Here is a 17,291-nt window from a genome sequence, read left to right as displayed (position 1 = left end):
CTATGCCTTCAAATGCAGCAGGTCGAGACCCGTGTACCGGCGAAGGCCGACGTCGAACGAGATCATTCGGCGTCGGCTTGCGACGCACAACGCTGCCAGATAGGCGTCCGTCCAGGAAACCTCGCCGAGTGTCAGAGTTGTGGCGTAGGAGCCAAAGGACGAATCCAGGCCATCCTGCTCTCCGAGTGCTATGACCACCGGCAAGGCTAGCCAGCGCTCGTGCTCAACCCAGGCTTCGGCGCTGGTGAGAACAGCGTGGCGCATGATTCGGGAGTTCGTCCACTCGCGGAGGATCGCCAGGGCAGTTACGCGACATAGGGCGACCCGCTCACCGGACTCGAAATGCCAGTAGCGGCGAGCGCGCTCGTGATGAGGACTGTCCGGCGTGGAGATCGCCAGCCAGACGTTAACGTCCAAAAGATCGACGGAGCTTATCGAGGTCTTCCTCCATTTCGATCTCAGCGATCTCTTCTTTTGTCAGCGCTGGTATCTGCACTCCCGTCATGGCCTTCGCGATCAACGGCGGCAGGCTTCGCTTCGGACGCTCGGTGGGGATTGTCGATGCCGTCGCGCGGTTCAAGGCTGCTTGGATACTGCCGGCAATGAACTCCTTGAGCTTGATTCCGCGCAGGGCAGCCGTGGCCTTGGCGCGCCGAAGGAGGTTATCTGGTAAGTCGATCGTTGTTCGCATGGCTGCGTTTTAGCATAAAAACACCAGGCGCGGAAGATAGGGGATAGAGAATCGGTGTGAGGACGCAGCGAATTAGAACCCACTGTCCTGGTCATGCCTCCATACCGCTAGATCTCCAGAGTGGGAGCTGGTAGCGGCCTCGGCGCGCGCTGCGCCAGGCGAACCAGCTCTGGCCAACTGGAGACGAGTGCGTTGTACCGCTGCCCGTCCGCGCTGCGATTCTTCCGGTCACAGATCGAATAGAGCCTGTACGCCAGCTCTCTGGCCGGGTCCGCGCGCCCTCCCAGTTGCGCCATGAGCGCCGCTGCCGATTCCTCTCCGAACTCAAGCCTGCGGATGAGATGATGAACGATCTCCCACACCGTCAGCCGCTTGTCCGTGTCCGGCGACCAGTCCGGCGGCACTTCCTCCGGTCTGAAGAGCCGTACCTTACCCTTGCCGGACGTTCCGATGCGGGCCTCTACGATTCCCCCCACGCTCGTGTTCTTCGCCTTGGATGGAGTCTCTGCCACGCCGTAGTCTCCCTCGGCAAACCCGTACTGCTCGAACCACGCAAGCGCCCAGCGAGTGTCGGAATCGAAGTCGCCCTCCTGGTGTGCGAGAACCTCATCGAGCGCCTGATTGATCATCGATAGCGCATCGTCCTTGGCGCAGCGCGAGACGAATGCACGCTCGACATAGGGACCAAGTCCCTGGCGAAGCAGGTCGAGCACCTCGCCGGCACACTCGTGGTTGGTGATAGCGATTCGCTTTCGTGCCTATGCAAGGTGAACGATCTCCACGTCGCCCCAATGCGCCTTAAGGTACTCGGCTACAAGGCGGCGGTGGCAGTGCTCGGGAGTGTCCTCGCTACAAAGGAGGCACCCGTCGGCGATGGTATCGGCGGATACCGTTTCCTCGATGCGACGCTCTACCATGAGGTGAATGAACTCAGTTTCGTAGTCCCGCCAATCGCCACCGTTTTTCTTGTACCGATCGAGCATCTCCTGAGTGGGCGCTAGGGCGGGAATGTGGACGTAATCCATATTGCAGACCTGCCCGGCGAAGTAGGCCAAGTCATCCTTCTTTGCGAATCCGGCAAGCTGCGAGACATTGTTCAGGCGTACATCCACAATGCGCCGTGCGCCAGATGCGCGCAACAACTCAAAGAACTGCCGGGCGGACTTCTTCGTAAACCCGATGGTGAACATCTTCATTGCTTTGCTCGTTGCCCGGTCGCTAACTGGCTGTTGTCCACGTAGGCAATCCTCTCTTCCTGGCGTGCCATTGCTTCGAGGATCATCTCCTCGTGGGTACTGAACATGTCGTGGTACGGAAGACCGATGACGCTTAACAGGCGCTCCAACACTTCCTGTTGGGACTCGAGCCGGCCATCAACAAGGATGTGGTTCACCGTCACTCCCTGTTCCTCCAGTGCCCGAGCTACCAGCAGCGTCCGGTGGCATTCCAGAGGGTCCTTCTCGGCGCACATTAACGCGACCCGACGTCGGCTCGCTAGCTCAATAACGCGCTTGATGCCGACAGCAAACAGCTCCGTCTCAGCAAGTCGAGCATATTTGACGCGACCGCCTTCGTATAGGGACCGATCTGGCGGCCGCGCGCCAAGGTTGTTACCAAGGAAGTGGTACTCGATGCCGCGGGCGACGAGAGCTCCTTGGAGAACGTCCTTGTTGAACTGCGGGTTGTACCGGCTGTAAGGCGACGAGCGCACGTCGGCCACGGCTACTACCTTGTGCCGCGCGGCCAAGTCGGTGAATCGGTCCAACGTGTGCGTAGAGTGACCGATGGAAAAGACGCCGGGATCCGATCCAGTCATTGTTTAGGTACTCCGGCTCGTTCCATTATCGCAGCAATCAACTTGTAAGCAAAGCCTTCATATGGTTCGCCCAAGCTCACGGTAATATAGCTTTCGCCGATAGAATATTCTCCATCGGCTTTGGCGAGGTAAGCCCTCTCGCAGTTCGGATCGGTGATCCATAGTCGGTAATCCACACCCGCGTGAACGAAATGCCCTTGGACACGGCGCTTCGGATTGCCAAACGCCGCGCCTGGACTACACACAGTCATTTTCACATTGCTCGTATGAATCAGACGCAGCGAATTCGGTATCCCAGGCAATTGATCCTCGGCGACGCGGTCGGTCCTTTGGTTGTTTTCGCTCAACCCGACATCCCACAACCTCTCGACCCGATCGGCGAGCGTAGACAAGTCATCCCATCCCAGGCGGTCAGCGCGCCGCCAATAGGAATCCGGATCCAGTAGCCAGTTCTCCCGTTGGAAGTCCTTTGGACGCGGGCCGAGCAGTGGCACGTCGATGATATCGAGTACTTGCGGATCGGAACCGTCCTCGAATTGGCGCTCGTATTCAGACACCTCTTCATGCTCTCGCGCACTAACGGGACGGATCCAGCCTACGCGTGCACCATTGACGAGCTCGATACCCGCTATGCAGCGACCACTGAGCTTTCGCGAATTGGCAAGACAGACGATCCGCTTGACAACAGTCATCGACTATTCCTGAACCTCCGCGAAGATGTCTCCTGTGGTTGGGGCCGACGGCCGTCCGGCGGCCAGGTTCTGCGCCAAGCGAACCAGCGCCGGCCAACTGGATACCAGCGCGTTGTACCGCTGCCCGTCCGCGCTGCGCTTCTTCCGTTCGCAGATCGAATAGAGCCTGTACGCCAGTTCGCGGGCCGGGTCGACGACGCGTACCCAAGCGAGCTCATACTCCGGTGCTTTGAGCACGATTCGTGCTCGTTGAGGCTCGCTTGTTGGCCTTGTGCGTCCGCTCCTCATATCTTCACCCTCAACCTCCTCAACACCGCCGGCGGGGTCTGAAACTGCCGCGCGACTGTTTCACCGTCCGCCAGCACCGTCCACGTCGTCACGTCGCCGTTCTTGCGGCGTTCTAAGGCAACACCTCGATTCAGCGCGATTTCGCCCTCCGCTGTGTACACCCGCACCCGCAAGATCTCGCCGTTCTTATCCAGCATGGGCTGCGGCGTGCCCGGCGGCGACACGAGCGCAAGCTCCGCGGGCTCCTGGCCAACAGCCGGCGTCCGTGCCGTGGGAGGCATGTCGGCCGCGTCCATAGCGAACGCTTCCTTCAGCAGCTCCTCCGGCGGTGTCCATCCGTTCGCCGGCGGCGGATCGAGCCGGGCCTGGTATGGGACGCCGGTCTCAATGGCCAGCTGCATTTCGTCGTAGATTTCGAGGATGACCCGTTTGGTGCGGTACTCGCCGTGCTCCGCTTTGTCCTTCCGCTTAACGATTGGAAAGGTCTCCATGATATAGTCCACGTCGTCGCGCTCGATGCCGTAGAGGTGGAAAAAGGCAGCGTCGAGCTCACATCTCAACACAAACCGACGATCGTCGTCCCACCGGAATGGAGGGCCGTCGAAGCCGAGGTGACGAGCTACAGCACTGATGTCATGGGCGGTGTAAGTCAATTCAAGCACGTGAGGTCCGATCCAATCACACGTCGCGACTGCGTCTTCCCATGAGCAAGCTCTGGTGAAAGCACTGGGTGACAAAAGCGGCAATTGCTTCAATATGAAGAAGCTAAGGTCTGTTCCACCGACCGCGGTTCGGGCGACGTAATCAACCACGAAGCTATTCAGCATCGAGGTCAGAACAGCGGCAGCTCCGGCGTCGGCTACGCTATACAGACATCCCTTGTCGCTCATTGCGGTACTCGGTGTGAAGCAGGAAATGACGGACCGCTGGTTGGTTGAATTCGTTGTCTTTCGCCACCCGGCAAGCCATCGCCCGTTTGAATGAGTGCTGCCTTGTGACCGATTGCACCGAGCGGGAGGAAGGAGACGATCACCGTCCTTTGGTTGGTGACGTTCGTGATTAGCCGAAGCGTCAGCATCCAACCCCCGTCCTGATAAGTGCCGCTTTGTGTCCGACCGGTCCGGTTGGTATGACCGCTGATATGATTGTTCGGATATCCGTCGATCGGGATATGAGGCGGACGACCAGGCAGTTGCTCTCTCTCTCTCTCTCTCTCTCTCTCTCTCTCTCTGTACAAATGTCTAGCTGTTCAGCAACTTCGTCCTCGTGCACCCAATATCGCGGCATGACCTGCACGGTGGGATCAGTCTTCCTATCGTCCTCAATCTGGACCGCATTGCTATCGGAGGGAGCATACGTGGCAAACCGATGATCGAACTGGTGGAAGAGCTTCGCCTCGTACAGCGGCAGCCAGCGGCCTTCCGATACGTCACGCCCATTCACTTCTACTGTTGTGGTGACTTGCCAACTGTTACCATGCATGACGCCGTGTGCCGCATGAAGCTCGTCGCGGGTGCGAAACAGGTGGGAGTCGGTGGACATGTCAAACATCCTGCTCAGTTTAATGCGCCAGGGATTTCCTCGTGGATCGCTGTCGCGAATGAGGATCGGTACGCGGCGGTAGATTGATTTGGTTAGCTCTGCGTCTCTCTTCGAGCGGAAGACCGGACACGTCCTGGTGTTGGGATTTAGCAGGGCAATGTCTTCGGCAGTGAGAGTGAACCGGCGCTGCGGATCGGCGAGGTCCTCCGTGCCATGAGCAAAGAACACGAATTCTGCCGCCGTGACAGCTGCACCCACGCCCACCATAGTCAACAGGCTGAACTTCATGCGGCTGTCGACGGCCGGAAACAACGCCTTCCGGTTCTCGAAATCATAGAGGCTCTTCAGGGCACGCGCGTTTGTGATATCGGCAAAGAAGAACTTCGTCGTGTCGTCCGTGGCGATCCCGGTTGGAACGATTACGCCCGCTGCACCCGTCGGCGAAAGCAGGGAGCGAAACAGCTCCGCAAACACGGCGTACGTGTTTACGTCTCCACGGCCGCACAGCGGATATCGACCCGAGCGACGCAGATACTGACTTTCTCCTTCGGCCCGGCGGCGGTCCGCCTGGAACGCATCATAGAGAGTGCGGTCCTCGGTCTTGAGCGCAGCGATCATCCGCTGCCGGAGCGCTGAATTGGCTGCGTTGGCAATCTCTGGGGAGCGCGCCGCAAACCACTCTTTCTCCTGGAGCTTTACGCGCTCCCACGGCGGATTGCCGATCATGAGGTCGAATCCGCCCGACCATCCCTGCACCGCTTCGTTCTTGCCTTCTGTCCCGGTTGAGGCGCCGGCAGTCTGGAACACACCCGGAAACGCGAGGTGCCAGTGGAGGAACCTGTACTCTCTGGCAAGTCGCCTGACCTCCGCTCGCATCGAGTGGTCCAGGCTGTGCGGGTTGTGCAGGATGCGGTGAAGGTGAGCCGTCGTGAGCGGGTAGCGGTCCTCCTCGCGGGTCTTCGGCCAGACGAACGCGGCGCACCAGGCGTCCGCCAACAGCCGTCCATTCTCGTAGCCTTGCGACCGAACAAGATCCTCGTACTGTCTTTGCCTTGCCTGAACTCCGTCCAGAGTGTCGTCGGGCACGTCGCTGATCTGCAGGATGCCCGTCGCAAGGTCCCCTAGCCGGTTCCAGGGCTGCAGGTTCGCGTCGTAGAGAGTGCCCTGCCCTTCGCGCTCCGTGCGATTGCGCCGCTTGAACTCGGCGCAGACGGCTTTGTCGTCGCCTTCGATGGGGTCGAATGCGGCGTCCGGGATTCCCTCTTTAATCAGAGCGGGTGTCGTACCAAGCAGGCTATTACCGCACTGGATATGGTGATCGAGGAACGAGAGCGGCCGGCCGGGTTCCAGCGCCTCCATCCAGAGGGCAACCTTGCACAGCTCGACTGCCATTGGGTTAACGTCTACGCCGTAGACGCACCGCCCGATGATGTGGCGCAGCGCCGTGCGGGTGGCTTCGGGCGAAGGCTCCTCGTCGCCGGTTCGAACGGACGCGAGCCGCTTCGCCATCCGGTGCGCCGCGGCGATCAGGAAGTGGCCGCTGCCGCAGGCTGGATCGCAGACCTTCAGGTCGAGGATCGCCTGCTCAGGATTTGGCTTCTTGACAGCCTCGTCAACTATGGGTTCGAGCGCACTATCCAGCAGGCATTGCACCAGGCTGTCGGGTGTGTAGTAAGAGCCGGTTGTCTTGCGCTCGCTTCCGCCCGCTGTACCAAGACCGAAAGTGCCGGCGTCAGCGTTCAGCTCGGGGTGGAGCTCAAGCAGAGCTTCGTAGACGCTGCCAAGCTCTTCAGATCGAAGGTTCTTGTAGTCCACGGCGCGCCGGATGCGGCCGTCCAGCGTAAAGGCAAGCGCGCGGATGGCGTCGAGCAGGTCGTGGTTCGCGATCTCGCAGGCATTCAGGTCCTGCGTGGCGTCCGCGGAGAAAAGGAAGCTGCCTAGCGCCGGCAACCCAAGCGCGGGGAGGCCGGCAAAGAGGTTGTCGAGAACGATGCGCAAGCCGGCGTAGAGATCGCTATGCCGGGTTCCGCGCTGGCGTTCCGCCAGCCGGCGCAGGCGCGACGAAGCGTAGAATCGGAGGTACCGTGCTCGCGCTTCGTCGGGAGCTGCGGTGTCGAGGAGCAGCTCGCGGTCTTCGGCAACAAAGAGGAACAACAGACGGTACACGACGCGAAGCAGCTGACGGTAGTACTCCTGAGTTGAGAGCGATCCGGACCGGAGGCTATCGCGAAGATCGCGGTTGGCGGGATGCGCGAGGAAGCCTTTGCCGAGCGCGGTGATCGCCTTCTCGACGCCGTCGCGAAGCTGGTCCAGGGCGCGCGTCCCCTGCTCCTGCGCGGCCTGCGACCATTTCTCAAGCCAGCACTGCTCAGGGCGCTCCGCCTCCACGCGCGACTCATGGCAGAGCAGCCACAACAGGACGAAGTCTGCGTAGGCCTCACCCTCCATCATCGACTCGAGGTCGAATTCGACATAGGACTGCCGCGTCAGGCTCCTGTTGTCGCGCAGGATTCGCAGTCGCTTCCCATTCGAGACGAAAGCCCAAAGGTGATCGTCTGAGCGATTGAGAAGCTCCTGAGTCAGGCTGTGAGGGCTGGATTTCGCCGCACCGGCCACTCCGGGCGTCGGCGTATCCAGCTTGACCAGGCAGCTTACCAGGTGGATGGGTGCATGTCCCCACGAGTGTGAGACGGCGTACGACTTTCCGTCGATCTCGACCGCCTTTGCCGTCTGCAAGCGGCCGTAGCCGAGCTCCTGAAACAGCGGAAGCAGCCAGCGCTCGCGCGTGACGCGCGTTCCGGGATCGCCTTTCTGCAGCTTCTTCACGGCGGCGCGGAACGTCTCCCACGAGCCCTGCAGCCGGTTCCAGGCGCGGTTGATGCCCTCGTTGATCTTCTCGCCTGGCGGTAGGTGATAGTCTTCCGGCGAAAGCCCCTCAACGCTCCGGTCAGCAGAGACGACGCGCTGCAAGAGGTCGGCTGGGAGAATGCCGCCTTCGGTGCGAACCGTTGTGAAGATTTCTCGGCGTCTGGTTTGCATTGAAGCGATTCGTTGCGACAGGAATACGGTCAGCCGCTTGCTTCGACTCCGCTAGTATCAACGCCATTACCCGCTGTGCTGACCGTAGCCGGTGGTGAATCCTTGAGTTGTTTGACGAGCGGTCGAAATACCGCGTCGAATTGCTTTGCCGTATCGCGAAGCCAACTATGTTGCTTCGCCCAGTCTGAGCGGTTGGCGGGATCAGTTTCGTGTTTGAAGAGGGCAATTCGACAATCCTGCTTGCCATCTAGTCGCTGCCACTCGAGCCCGCTGATCTTGGCGTCCGCAATGGTCTTCTGTGAGTAGAGTTGATCAAACCGGGCCTTCGCCGAACCGCCGTTCAGGTATATCTCGATTCTGATCCACTTATTCGTAGGGTTAATCACAGCCGCGAGCGCGACTCCGGATTTGCCGATGGCGAAGTTCACCGAGTTCCCCGTTGAAGGAGCCGGAGCACGCAAGGGGCCGGGATTGTCGTTGACGACCTTTCCGAGCTCTCCCCAGTACTCCAACATCGACTTATCCCGGTCTGTTAACGGCGATGGCTGAGCTGCCGGCTTTGTCCAGACGTTCGGACGAGCAACAACGTTGAATCGTGGTGCCGGAGCCGAACGCCCAATCATCCACAGCTCCACGGTTACAGCGAAGAATGCAACTTCTGCGGGCGTATGCTCGTTGAGCCAATCCAGTGCAGCGCGATGTTCATCTGTAAACTGTCGAGCGATCCAGATGACCGTCGTAGCGTGCAATCCGGCCGCGTAAGTGATAATCTGACCCAGATGAGTGTGGTCCGTCTTTTCGATCTGGTTTTCGATCACGACCTTCTGCGCGTCGGCGCGACGCTTGCATACAATGTCTGCGGCGAACGGGCCGACCGCCTGCTCGGTGGATACGAGCTCTAGTTCCAGGCCAATAGCCTCTCCCAAGAGGCCGAGGTTCTCTTCCTGAGCGAGCCATGGTGTGAATTCGGAGGCTTCATTTTGCCAATAAGTCTTGATGTCCAGTTGTTCAAGCCGCCCGAGCGCGGGCTTTCCCTGTGCCGGTCCGTTCATCAGAAATCCTCCTTAGCTTGCAGGCAAGAAGACGAATAGTCCGAGTAGGTCCGGTGGTAGTTGCGGCTCGACTCGATAGGTGCTTTCGCGTTGCTTCGACGCGGCGCGAACGCGCCGATGCGAGCTCAGCAATTCGTCGGCGCACTCCTGAGCCGTCGTGTCCAGAGCCGGCCGAAGGTGATCGAAGTCGTCTATCACGCGCTGGAGGAAAGCCTGCGCGTCGGCGGGCGGTATGTTGCCCTTCGGTTCAGCGTTTAGGAGAGACTCCGTCCGCTGGGCGTCTAACCAGAGCGGGCTCTGGGGCGAACCCTCGAATGCAACGAGCGCGAGGTCCTCCGCCAGAAGCTGCCGTTCGTCCGCTCCGCTCCCGCTCACGATGTGAAATCGCAGCCTGAGCATCAACAGGGTCGTTCGACGCTCCACGTCATCGGTGCGGATAACGCCACAGCGCCGGGCCACTCCGTTCCCCAGAGGGTCGAGCGCCGAATCCATCGTATAGGTCGCGAGACCTTCCACGATCGGATGGGTGCGCGACAGGTAGATCTCGCCTTTGCCGACCGGTAGGGAGAACCGTGCCCGGAACCTGGTTGCGCCTCCGACGGCATCCTGGACCGCCTGCGAACAACTGCTGAGGTCCGCGTCAAGAGCGCCGGAGCCTGAGACCGTGCCGCCGTTGGCGCGAATCGACTCGCGCAGGAATGCCTCCACCGTCGCGCTCGACCCGATGGCACCGCGTACGGCGTCAAGTTCGCTAGCGACCTCTGCAACCTGGATCGTTGCCTGGGCAAAGAGCGTGCGAGACCTCTTCTCGCGTTCTGTTGTGGCCTCCCACTCCGTATGGAGATCGTGCGATTGCCGGGCAATAAACTCGTCAAACTGCAGGGAGAGCTGCGAGGAGTTGACACCCGTTGCTCCGCGCAGCAGCAGGCCCTCGAAGATGGCTTCCACAACCTGGTCGGAGTTCACGGGAACCGGCACCGAGATGCCGAGGCTGTTTCGGATCATTTTGTGCTTGCGAAGCAGCACGTCGAGGACGATCCCGTCGATCTGGTTGTCTACTCCGTAGTAGGTCAGCGCTCGAACCGTGCCTGAGGGTTGGCCGTATCGATCGACTCGGCCCTCGCGCTGCTCATGGCGAGTGGGGTTCCACGACAGGTCGTAGTGAACGACGGCGTCGAAGCCCTCCTGGAGGTTGATGCCTTCCGACAGGCAGTCCGTGCACACGAGAATGTGCTTCGGCGCTTGAATGAGTTCGGCAACTCGGGCTTCACGCTCTGCCGGAGGAAGTGTGCCGGTGATCGATGTAACCTCGATCTCCTTCGGGAGCTTCTCCCTGAGGGCTTGCGCCACGTAGTCTGCGGTGTCGATAAAGCGGCAGAAGACGATCGGTCGAAATCCGTCCTGAACGACCTTCTTGAGGAGCGTGATCGCCTTCTGAAGCTTGAAGTCGTCTGCTCCCTTGAGCGCGTCTGCCTCTCGCGCCAGATCCAGCAGCCGCCGCCGATTGGGCTGCGATTCGTCGTCTTCCATTCCTTCGATGCTGCCAGGTGTTACGTCCGCATCCTCTACAGACTCATCACCCGGCAGGTCGAGTACCGACCGGCGTCCGACCGCGTCGGCCTCCTCAACGGTCGCCGTGTCGGCCGTAGATGCTCGGCTTCTTAAGGTCGCCGCAGCCGCCGCCGGGCTGGATGCAATGGACCGGAGCAGTGCCAGGGCTGACCACCACCGAACTCTCTGGCGGTGCTCTCCACCGGTTTGATCGGCGACGGTCTCGCGAGCGTAGCGAAGCACCTTTTCAAAGAGCTTGCGATAGGGCTCGGACAGCTTGTAGGTCTCTTCCGCTTCATCGCGACCTGGGAAGGGCGTCTCGTCGCTTAAATAAGATCGAATGTCCGCCCGGCGCCGCTGAACGAAGTGAGCGGCAAGCGTTCTCCTATGCCGCTCGTTCTCCGGTCCCGAAAGGTCGTCCGGCAGCTCGCCGAATTCGGGTTTCAGGAGACCGAGCAGTGAGCGAAATGCGTTTTCGTTGCCGCTATGCGGGGTCGCAGTCACGAGGATGAGGTGACGCTCCGGGCGCTTCGCGAGCTCGGCCACCAATCGATGGCGTTGGTGGCGCCCGCCTCGGCCCTCCCCGCTCCGGGCGCACGTATGGGCTTCGTCCACAATAACCAGCTCAGGACACGTGCGTAGAAACTCGTCCAGCCGGCGGTCGGACTTAATGAAGTCCGTGGATACGACGACGAACGGGTAGATATCGAACAGCGATTGCCCAACGCGGCAATTTCTCTCCAATCGCGAGGCAGTAGACGGGAGTACCAGCTCCGCATCGATATGGAACTTGTCTCGGAGCTCGGCCTGCCACTGTTCCGCTATCTGCGGCAAACACAGGACCGCAAGACGGGTGACTTCCCCTCGATCTAGAAGCTCCCTGGCTACAAGACCGGCTTCAACAGTCTTGCCTATGCCGACGTCGTCGGCGATCAAGAGGCGAACGGTCTCCATCTTCAGCGCCATGAGCAGCGGAACGATCTGATACGCTCGCGGCTCTACGGCGATCCGGGCAAATGAGCGAAACGGACCCGCGCTGGACCGGAAGCCGAGACGCACCGCATCTCGCAGAAGTCTGCAAGAGCGGAAGTCTCCATTCTGCGCGGGGTCCGGCAGGTCGAACGATGCCGGCTCAACCTTCTCCAGTGGCAGGAAGATGCCCGAGACCTCGTCTTCCGTTCCGCCAAGCGGACGGAGAACCAGGAGCTCGCCTTCGGACTCGGGCAACACCACCCACTCACGCCCGCGCGCCTTCACCAACGATCCGACGGCGAAGCTCATTCCGGCCTCCCGAACAGGGACGGAAACTTCGCGATGATCTCATCCCAGTTGTCCTGATGATGAAACCGGATAACGATGTAGCCCTGGTCCTCCATACAGACGGTTTGTCGCTCGTCCCTGGCCTGTCGGTCGGGAAAGTCGTGAGGGGGTCCGTCAACGTAGATGGCTGCCTGATGGCCGTGGTCGAGATAAAGAAAGTCAGGGCATGTTGCGCACTGATCGATGACCTTCTGACTGTCCGTCGGAAGGTGATAACCCTTTGTGTCCATGTGGCTGACCCACAGGCGCTCCAGCTGCGATCCGCAGCGATCCAATAGCGAGTCACGATGCGCCGATCGCGGCACCGATGCCGGCGATGTCGAGACCGTCGCGTTGCGGAGCGCAAGGAGGACTGGAGCGATGGCCTTGCGGTCGAGCAGTTCGTGATCCCGCTGGTTCGCGTAACTCATCAGACAATCGTAGCAGGCTGCCTCGCAGTCCTCGCGAGCGTGTGGTGCTCGCCTCAGATCGTCTCCGGTTACCGGGTCAAAGTGACAGATGCGGAGCGCTTCTGTGGCGACATCCGGCACAGCGGAGGGATTGTCCAGCAGGCGGCGCAGTACTCCGGCGCCACCTTCGGCAGCTTCATAGAAGAGAAGCAGATTCCGCTCGCCCGGACCGGGAAGCGGCTCGGCGGCGAGCTCGCTGTCCTCCAACTGGTAGGTGACCTGTATCGCGCTCTTGAGCGCGGCCTGGAGGGAGGCCATGACATTTGCCGGCTGCTGGTCCGGCAACGTGAGGAGTAAGCAGTTACGGCGGTCATCGACGTAGGGAATCACTCTCTCGACACGTACCGAGATTGGGTCAGCATCCGGCCCTTCAGGAGTCTCGTTCTCGTTTCTCGCCCAGAAACCACGCTCGATGTCGAGCATGAATCCAAGCTGTTGCTTGTTCTTCCGGCGCGTCCAGCCCTGGTTGATCCGCCATAGGGTGGCGGCGTTTCCGTATGCGAGCTCTGCAAGCGGTTCACCGTTAACCAGCACGGAGGCGATGCGGTAGACCGGTCCTGCTCCATAGTCGGCAAAGCGAACGCCCGTCCGCATATCGTAACCCATGCGCATCCGCTCTTCCTCGTCGCACGAGATCCGCTCACGTCGACGAGTAGCGACGTTTTGCAGGCGGAACAGGTTGGTTATCGAAGCGTCGAGCTGCGTTGAGCACCGTTCGCACGTATCGAACGAGTCGCTGCTGGAAACCGGGTGCAGATAGCCGCAGTACGGACACAGTTTCGCGCTACCGGTGAACAGCTCGTCGTCACCTTCGCGCTCCGCAACTGGGCGAATGACTTTGTTGATCTCGTATCGGGCGCCGTCGTGGTAAACGATGGACCGAGGGCCGAATTCCGAGATTGCCAGGAACCGCGGACGCGACAGGAACTCATCTCGCTGCTTCCTGGAGCGGCTCGGAATGTGTGCCGAGAGCGGCAAGCGCGGGAAGTTGTAGCCCGGCAGGAAGCCCTCGCCGGCAAAGTAGCGATACGAGTAGAAATCAGACTGTGTGACGTTCCCGATCTCTATGAGAAGCTTCAACTGCTGTTCGGCTTCTCCACGGAGTCTTTTCGCCAATTGCTTGGCGGCAGGCGGGCGCGATGCGTCCAGGACGATGGCGTTCTGTACCTCCTGCTGCTTAAGCGCCGAAAGGTAGAGCTCGCGCCAACGCCGGCACGCGGCCTCGAAGCTGCGTCCAACCTGAAGAAGAACATCGTCAAGCCAACGAGGACTCCACCAATCGGAGGAACGGAGCGCTCCATCGAAGGTAGCGAGGACGCGCTCCGCGCTCAGCTTTGCCCTTTCTCGGGCTTTGGGATCGTCCAGCGCAGCCTGCACGAAGTCCAGAAGCCGGAGCGGCGGAGGACTGCCTGTCAGGTCGAGCAGGTCTTTAAGCGACTTGCCGAGCGACAGGGCATGGCCGGCATACCCGGTCTCGGCCAGCCAAATCGCATGAACATGAGCTCGAACAAGATCCTCATTCGCGAGATCGAGACGCGGCGGCGTAACGGCGCCGGCAACCATACGGTCCGGTCGTTTGAAGAAGTACTGGTCGTGCGGGCTGCCTGTTGTGCAGTATGAGAACACAAGTGCCGGCTGCCCGCTTCTTCCGGCACGACCGCTTCGCTGGGCGTAATTCGCCGGCGTCGGCGGAACATTGCGCATATTAACCACGTTCAGGCGGGAGATATCCACGCCCAGTTCCATGGTCGGTGAGCAGTAGAGAACCGGGAGCTCTCCCGTCCGGAACCGATACTCTCGGTCCTGCCGCTCGTCATACGGCACTTGCGCGGTGTGCTCGCGCGCTTCCAGCCCGTGCAGATCGCTGGCCACGGTCTTGTAGAAGGCAACGAAGAATGGATTGGTGGTACTGCCTTCCGCTGGCGGCCGAGGTGTTCGTATTGGGTCGTGGAACGCCTTGTCACCAGTGCCCGCGATCCATCGAAGTGATCCCGCAACTACCTGGAACCCCGGTACTTGCTCCTCCGCACTGGGTTCGGAAACGCGCTCGATGATGCCGGCTACGGTGAGAGCCTCAAGGACTTGCAACACGATTGCCTGAGCATCGTCCGTTTTCAGTCGCTTTCCGGCCTCCGAGTACTCCGGGAAGGCCTTAACCCCGCAGAGATACCGCCCATATCCCCCACGAGCGGACAGATAGACGTTGCCTCCATAGTCGTTCCGCCGTCGGGACCTTGGAAGGAGAATCGAACTGGTTTCCAGTTTCTCCTCCTCGTCGATCGCCCACGGTTCGCGGAGTCGCTGGCTGCTCTGCTGCTCAAGTTGTTCCTGGAAGCGACCATCCAGGTAGTCAACCTTGATGGCAAGTGCGCGCCTCATGAAGTCGAGCAGCGTTTTCGCTATGCGGAACCGCGTGTCTGGCGCGGCCATCACCAGCGCTGGATGAGCGCCCTGCCAGAGATCGTCAGCGTTACAGGCGTCGTCCAGGGAGTCGTATTGGATCTGGAGCAGGCCGCACTGTTCCAGGTTCGGAGCCGTGACGCGCCATCCGCGCTTCAGGTCGCGGTAGAGTCGGTAGCCGAGCAAGTTGCGAAAGGCCCGTTCGGTATCGTGCTCGGCCTGGAATCTCTCGCCGGGGTTCGCGGAATAGAGCTCCTTTGGCAGCGCGAGCGCCTCAAACGTGCGCTGGGTAAGCTTATCATGACGTAGTCCGTGTGGACCAGCCTTGGCGACGGCAGCAAAGAGCGCTGAGCGGAGAAGTGAGATCTCTACGAAGTCGTTGAAGTGGCCCGCCTGCAAGGCGGCGTCCTGCCGGTTATCCGTAAAGGACAGGAGCTTTCGCGCTTCTGCGCCCAGGTCCGACTGTCCACGGAGATTGCGGATCGCGGCCAGGGATAGGATGGTTGTTGCAGTGCTCCGACCTTCTGACGACAGCGATGAGAGTTTTGAAAAGTCACTCCGTTGGGTAGCAGAGTAAGATACGCCGCAGCGCAGACAGAATCGGAATGGTGCGGCAAGGTAGTGGGCTGGAAGTCCATCCGTCGTCTCTCGGCCGAGTGGGCCGACCCGGACCGCCGCAGGAAGCTCGTCCCGCCGATCTCGCCGAACGCGGGTTGTGCCGTTTGCTACCTCAACCCAATCCTCCGGCAAGCGGTCTAGATATTCGTACTCGGTCGTGGGCCACGGCTCGCTGACGCTGACGTGAAGAAAACCGGGTTTGCCGTCGTCGTCATCGTATTGGTCAGACAGATCGCGGGGAGTGTACTGGACGGCATTCGATTGAGAGTCCTCGTTGCGCCGGACGGAATAGTACTCCTGACCGCATTCGCGGCAAAAGACCATCGGAAGCAGAACGCGACTTCGATCTCCCGGTACGAATTGCTGACCGTTGACCGTGATATGCCGGTCGACTTCACTTTCAAGGCTCGAATATACGGAATCGCCGCGAGAGATGAACTGATGGAGACGGAATGCGAATGCCGGCAATCCGGTCTCCGGATTCCGTTCGCATATGTAGCCTCCTTGAAGCCCGTCCTTGATGGCGGACTCGCATTGATCCTGTGGTTGACCTGTTACGTCAGCGAGTTCCGATGCGGCTCCGCCATCGCCCGTCAGGTTCCTCGGCCTCATGCGGGTCAGCCGAGCGGTGTCCGGCTCCTCAAACACCCCGAATGTGCTCTCTATCCAGACGGACAGCGGATCAGACACAAAGTCGTCGTAGGTGACGGGAGGTTTAAGAGACTGGTCCGCCACACGACGAGTCAATTCCGTCACGAACGACGGGTCCACGAGGCTACGGTTCGGCGTGGCACGGCGCAACGTCTCGCCGATCACGTTTGCGGGCTTGACCTCGACGCCGAAGAGCTGCGATGCGACTCCCGCAACCTCCTCCTGCTGAGTGATGTAGACGCCGTCGGTAACCAGCGTGGCGGAGGTGCCGACACACTGCATCTCGGGCGCGCGCAGCGCCTCACGGACTCGTCTCACCAGGAGGGCGACATCCGATCCCTGACGTCCCCGGTAGGTGTGCATCTCGTCAAGCACGAAGAACCGTAAGCCCTGGGCGCGATCGATGAGCGGCTTCTCGAATGGTCGGGTCAGGATGAGTTCCAGCATGACGTAGTTTGTAAGGAGAATGTCCGGCGGATGCGCCAGTATCTCAGCGCGTTCGGCATCGCTCTCCTGCCCGGTGTAACGGGCGTACGTAACGGGTTCCTTGTGCTCGGGATAGCCGTAGCTGAGGAACTTCTCCAGTTCGCCCGCCTGGCTGTTCGCGAGCGCATTCATCGGATAGACGACGATCGCCTGGATGCCTCTACCTGTGCCGCGACGGAGCACGGAGTCGACGATGGGTACGATGTAGGCAAGGCTCTTTCCAGATCCGGTACCAGTGGTGAGAACGTAGTGGTTATCGCTGCGCGCGACCTCGACCGCATCGGACTGGTGTTTGTGTAAGCGCATTGGATTCCCGGCGCTCTCGCGCTTGGGCTTGATGCGGAAGATCCGACTGCACTCTTCGTGGAGTGTCTTGTCTTTAACGAGGTCGTCAATCCACGCACCCGGCTCAAACGACGGGTTGAGCTGGATCAGGGGATCGGGCCAAAGCAGACCATTGTCCAGACTGTCATTCACATGGTCCCGAATGCGCTGATCGTGGATTCGAATGAAGCTGCTTATGTAGGAAGCATAGTCATCGATCAGGCGGTGACGGAGGTCAAAAACGTCCATTAGGTACCCCTCGCGCGACGCGGCCCGTTCGAGTGTTAAGCTTATGGCTGCGTGGGATTCTGCAGGCTTGCACGAACCCTGCGTAAGCCTTTTGCGTTATCCGGATTATGTGCGCAACGAACC

General features: G+C 60.5%; 12 protein-coding genes. All 12 read right to left on the bottom strand.

Features of this window, described 5'->3' with window-relative positions; all coding sequences use genetic code 11:
- The 12 genes from KGJ62_06765 to KGJ62_06710 all read right to left on the bottom strand — a co-directional run bounded on the left by KGJ62_06765 (position 1) and on the right by KGJ62_06710 (position 17,168).
- Positions 1-417, bottom strand: a complete 417-nt coding sequence (locus KGJ62_06765; protein MDE2126273.1) for a hypothetical protein — start codon at positions 415-417, stop codon at positions 1-3.
- Positions 407-691, bottom strand: a complete 285-nt coding sequence (locus KGJ62_06760) for a hypothetical protein (protein MDE2126272.1) — start codon at positions 689-691, stop codon at positions 407-409. The genes KGJ62_06765 and KGJ62_06760 overlap by 11 nt, the downstream gene beginning before the upstream one ends.
- 107 nt (positions 692-798) lie before the next feature.
- Positions 799-1,404, bottom strand: a complete 606-nt coding sequence (locus tag KGJ62_06755) for a hypothetical protein (protein MDE2126271.1) — start codon at positions 1,402-1,404, stop codon at positions 799-801.
- Between the two features lie 45 nt (positions 1,405-1,449).
- Entirely contained in the window at positions 1,450-1,887 is a 438-nt protein-coding gene (locus KGJ62_06750; GenBank protein MDE2126270.1) for a DUF488 domain-containing protein, read from the bottom strand.
- On the bottom strand, positions 1,884-2,507 hold the full coding sequence (locus KGJ62_06745; protein ID MDE2126269.1) for a DUF488 domain-containing protein: 624 nt from the start codon (positions 2,505-2,507) through the stop codon (positions 1,884-1,886). The genes KGJ62_06750 and KGJ62_06745 overlap by 4 nt, the downstream gene beginning before the upstream one ends.
- On the bottom strand, positions 2,504-3,199 hold the full coding sequence (locus tag KGJ62_06740) for a hypothetical protein (GenBank protein ID MDE2126268.1): 696 nt from the start codon (positions 3,197-3,199) through the stop codon (positions 2,504-2,506). The genes KGJ62_06745 and KGJ62_06740 overlap by 4 nt, the downstream gene beginning before the upstream one ends.
- Before the next feature lie 3 nt (positions 3,200-3,202).
- Positions 3,203-3,436 carry a hypothetical protein gene (locus tag KGJ62_06735; protein ID MDE2126267.1) on the bottom strand — a complete coding sequence of 78 codons (234 nt, stop codon included), beginning with the start codon at positions 3,434-3,436 and terminating at the stop codon, positions 3,203-3,205.
- A gap of 47 nt (positions 3,437-3,483) precedes the next feature.
- Entirely contained in the window at positions 3,484-4,149 is a 666-nt protein-coding gene (locus KGJ62_06730) for a hypothetical protein (GenBank protein ID MDE2126266.1), read from the bottom strand.
- 409 nt (positions 4,150-4,558) lie between these two features.
- Entirely contained in the window at positions 4,559-8,068 is a 3,510-nt protein-coding gene (locus KGJ62_06725; protein ID MDE2126265.1) for an N-6 DNA methylase, read from the bottom strand.
- Positions 8,069-8,097: 29 nt separating this feature from the next.
- Positions 8,098-9,120: a DUF4268 domain-containing protein gene (locus tag KGJ62_06720; protein MDE2126264.1), complete on the bottom strand. Its 1,023-nt coding sequence runs from the start codon at positions 9,118-9,120 to the stop codon at positions 8,098-8,100.
- A gap of 12 nt (positions 9,121-9,132) precedes the next feature.
- Entirely contained in the window at positions 9,133-11,952 is a 2,820-nt protein-coding gene (locus KGJ62_06715) for a DEAD/DEAH box helicase (GenBank protein ID MDE2126263.1), read from the bottom strand.
- Positions 11,949-17,168: a DEAD/DEAH box helicase gene (locus KGJ62_06710; GenBank protein ID MDE2126262.1), complete on the bottom strand. Its 5,220-nt coding sequence runs from the start codon at positions 17,166-17,168 to the stop codon at positions 11,949-11,951. The genes KGJ62_06715 and KGJ62_06710 overlap by 4 nt, the downstream gene beginning before the upstream one ends.
- Positions 17,169-17,291 lie beyond the last annotated feature (123 nt).

The organism is Armatimonadota bacterium (assembly GCA_028871815.1).
Classification (GTDB): Bacteria; Armatimonadota; Chthonomonadetes; order Chthonomonadales; family Chthonomonadaceae; genus REEB205.
Note: the sequence above shows the minus strand (reverse complement) of the source record. Positions and strands in the feature narration are given on the sequence as shown.

What these genes read in the sequence shown, in the direction of transcription:
- KGJ62_06760 (MDE2126272.1), bottom strand. Translation starts at nt 691, where the DNA reads ATGCGAACAACGATCGACTTACCAGATAACCTCCTTCGGCGCGCCAAG.
- KGJ62_06750 (MDE2126270.1), bottom strand. Translation starts at nt 1,887, where the DNA reads ATGAAGATGTTCACCATCGGGTTTACGAAGAAGTCCGCCCGGCAGTTC.
- KGJ62_06745 (MDE2126269.1), bottom strand. Translation starts at nt 2,507, where the DNA reads ATGACTGGATCGGATCCCGGCGTCTTTTCCATCGGTCACTCTACGCAC.
- KGJ62_06740 (MDE2126268.1), bottom strand. Translation starts at nt 3,199, where the DNA reads ATGACTGTTGTCAAGCGGATCGTCTGTCTTGCCAATTCGCGAAAGCTC.
- KGJ62_06725 (MDE2126265.1), bottom strand. Translation starts at nt 8,068, where the DNA reads ATGCAAACCAGACGCCGAGAAATCTTCACAACGGTTCGCACCGAAGGC.
- KGJ62_06720 (MDE2126264.1), bottom strand. Translation starts at nt 9,120, where the DNA reads ATGAACGGACCGGCACAGGGAAAGCCCGCGCTCGGGCGGCTTGAACAA.
- KGJ62_06715 (MDE2126263.1), bottom strand. Translation starts at nt 11,952, where the DNA reads ATGAGCTTCGCCGTCGGATCGTTGGTGAAGGCGCGCGGGCGTGAGTGG.
- KGJ62_06710 (MDE2126262.1), bottom strand. Translation starts at nt 17,168, where the DNA reads ATGGACGTTTTTGACCTCCGTCACCGCCTGATCGATGACTATGCTTCC.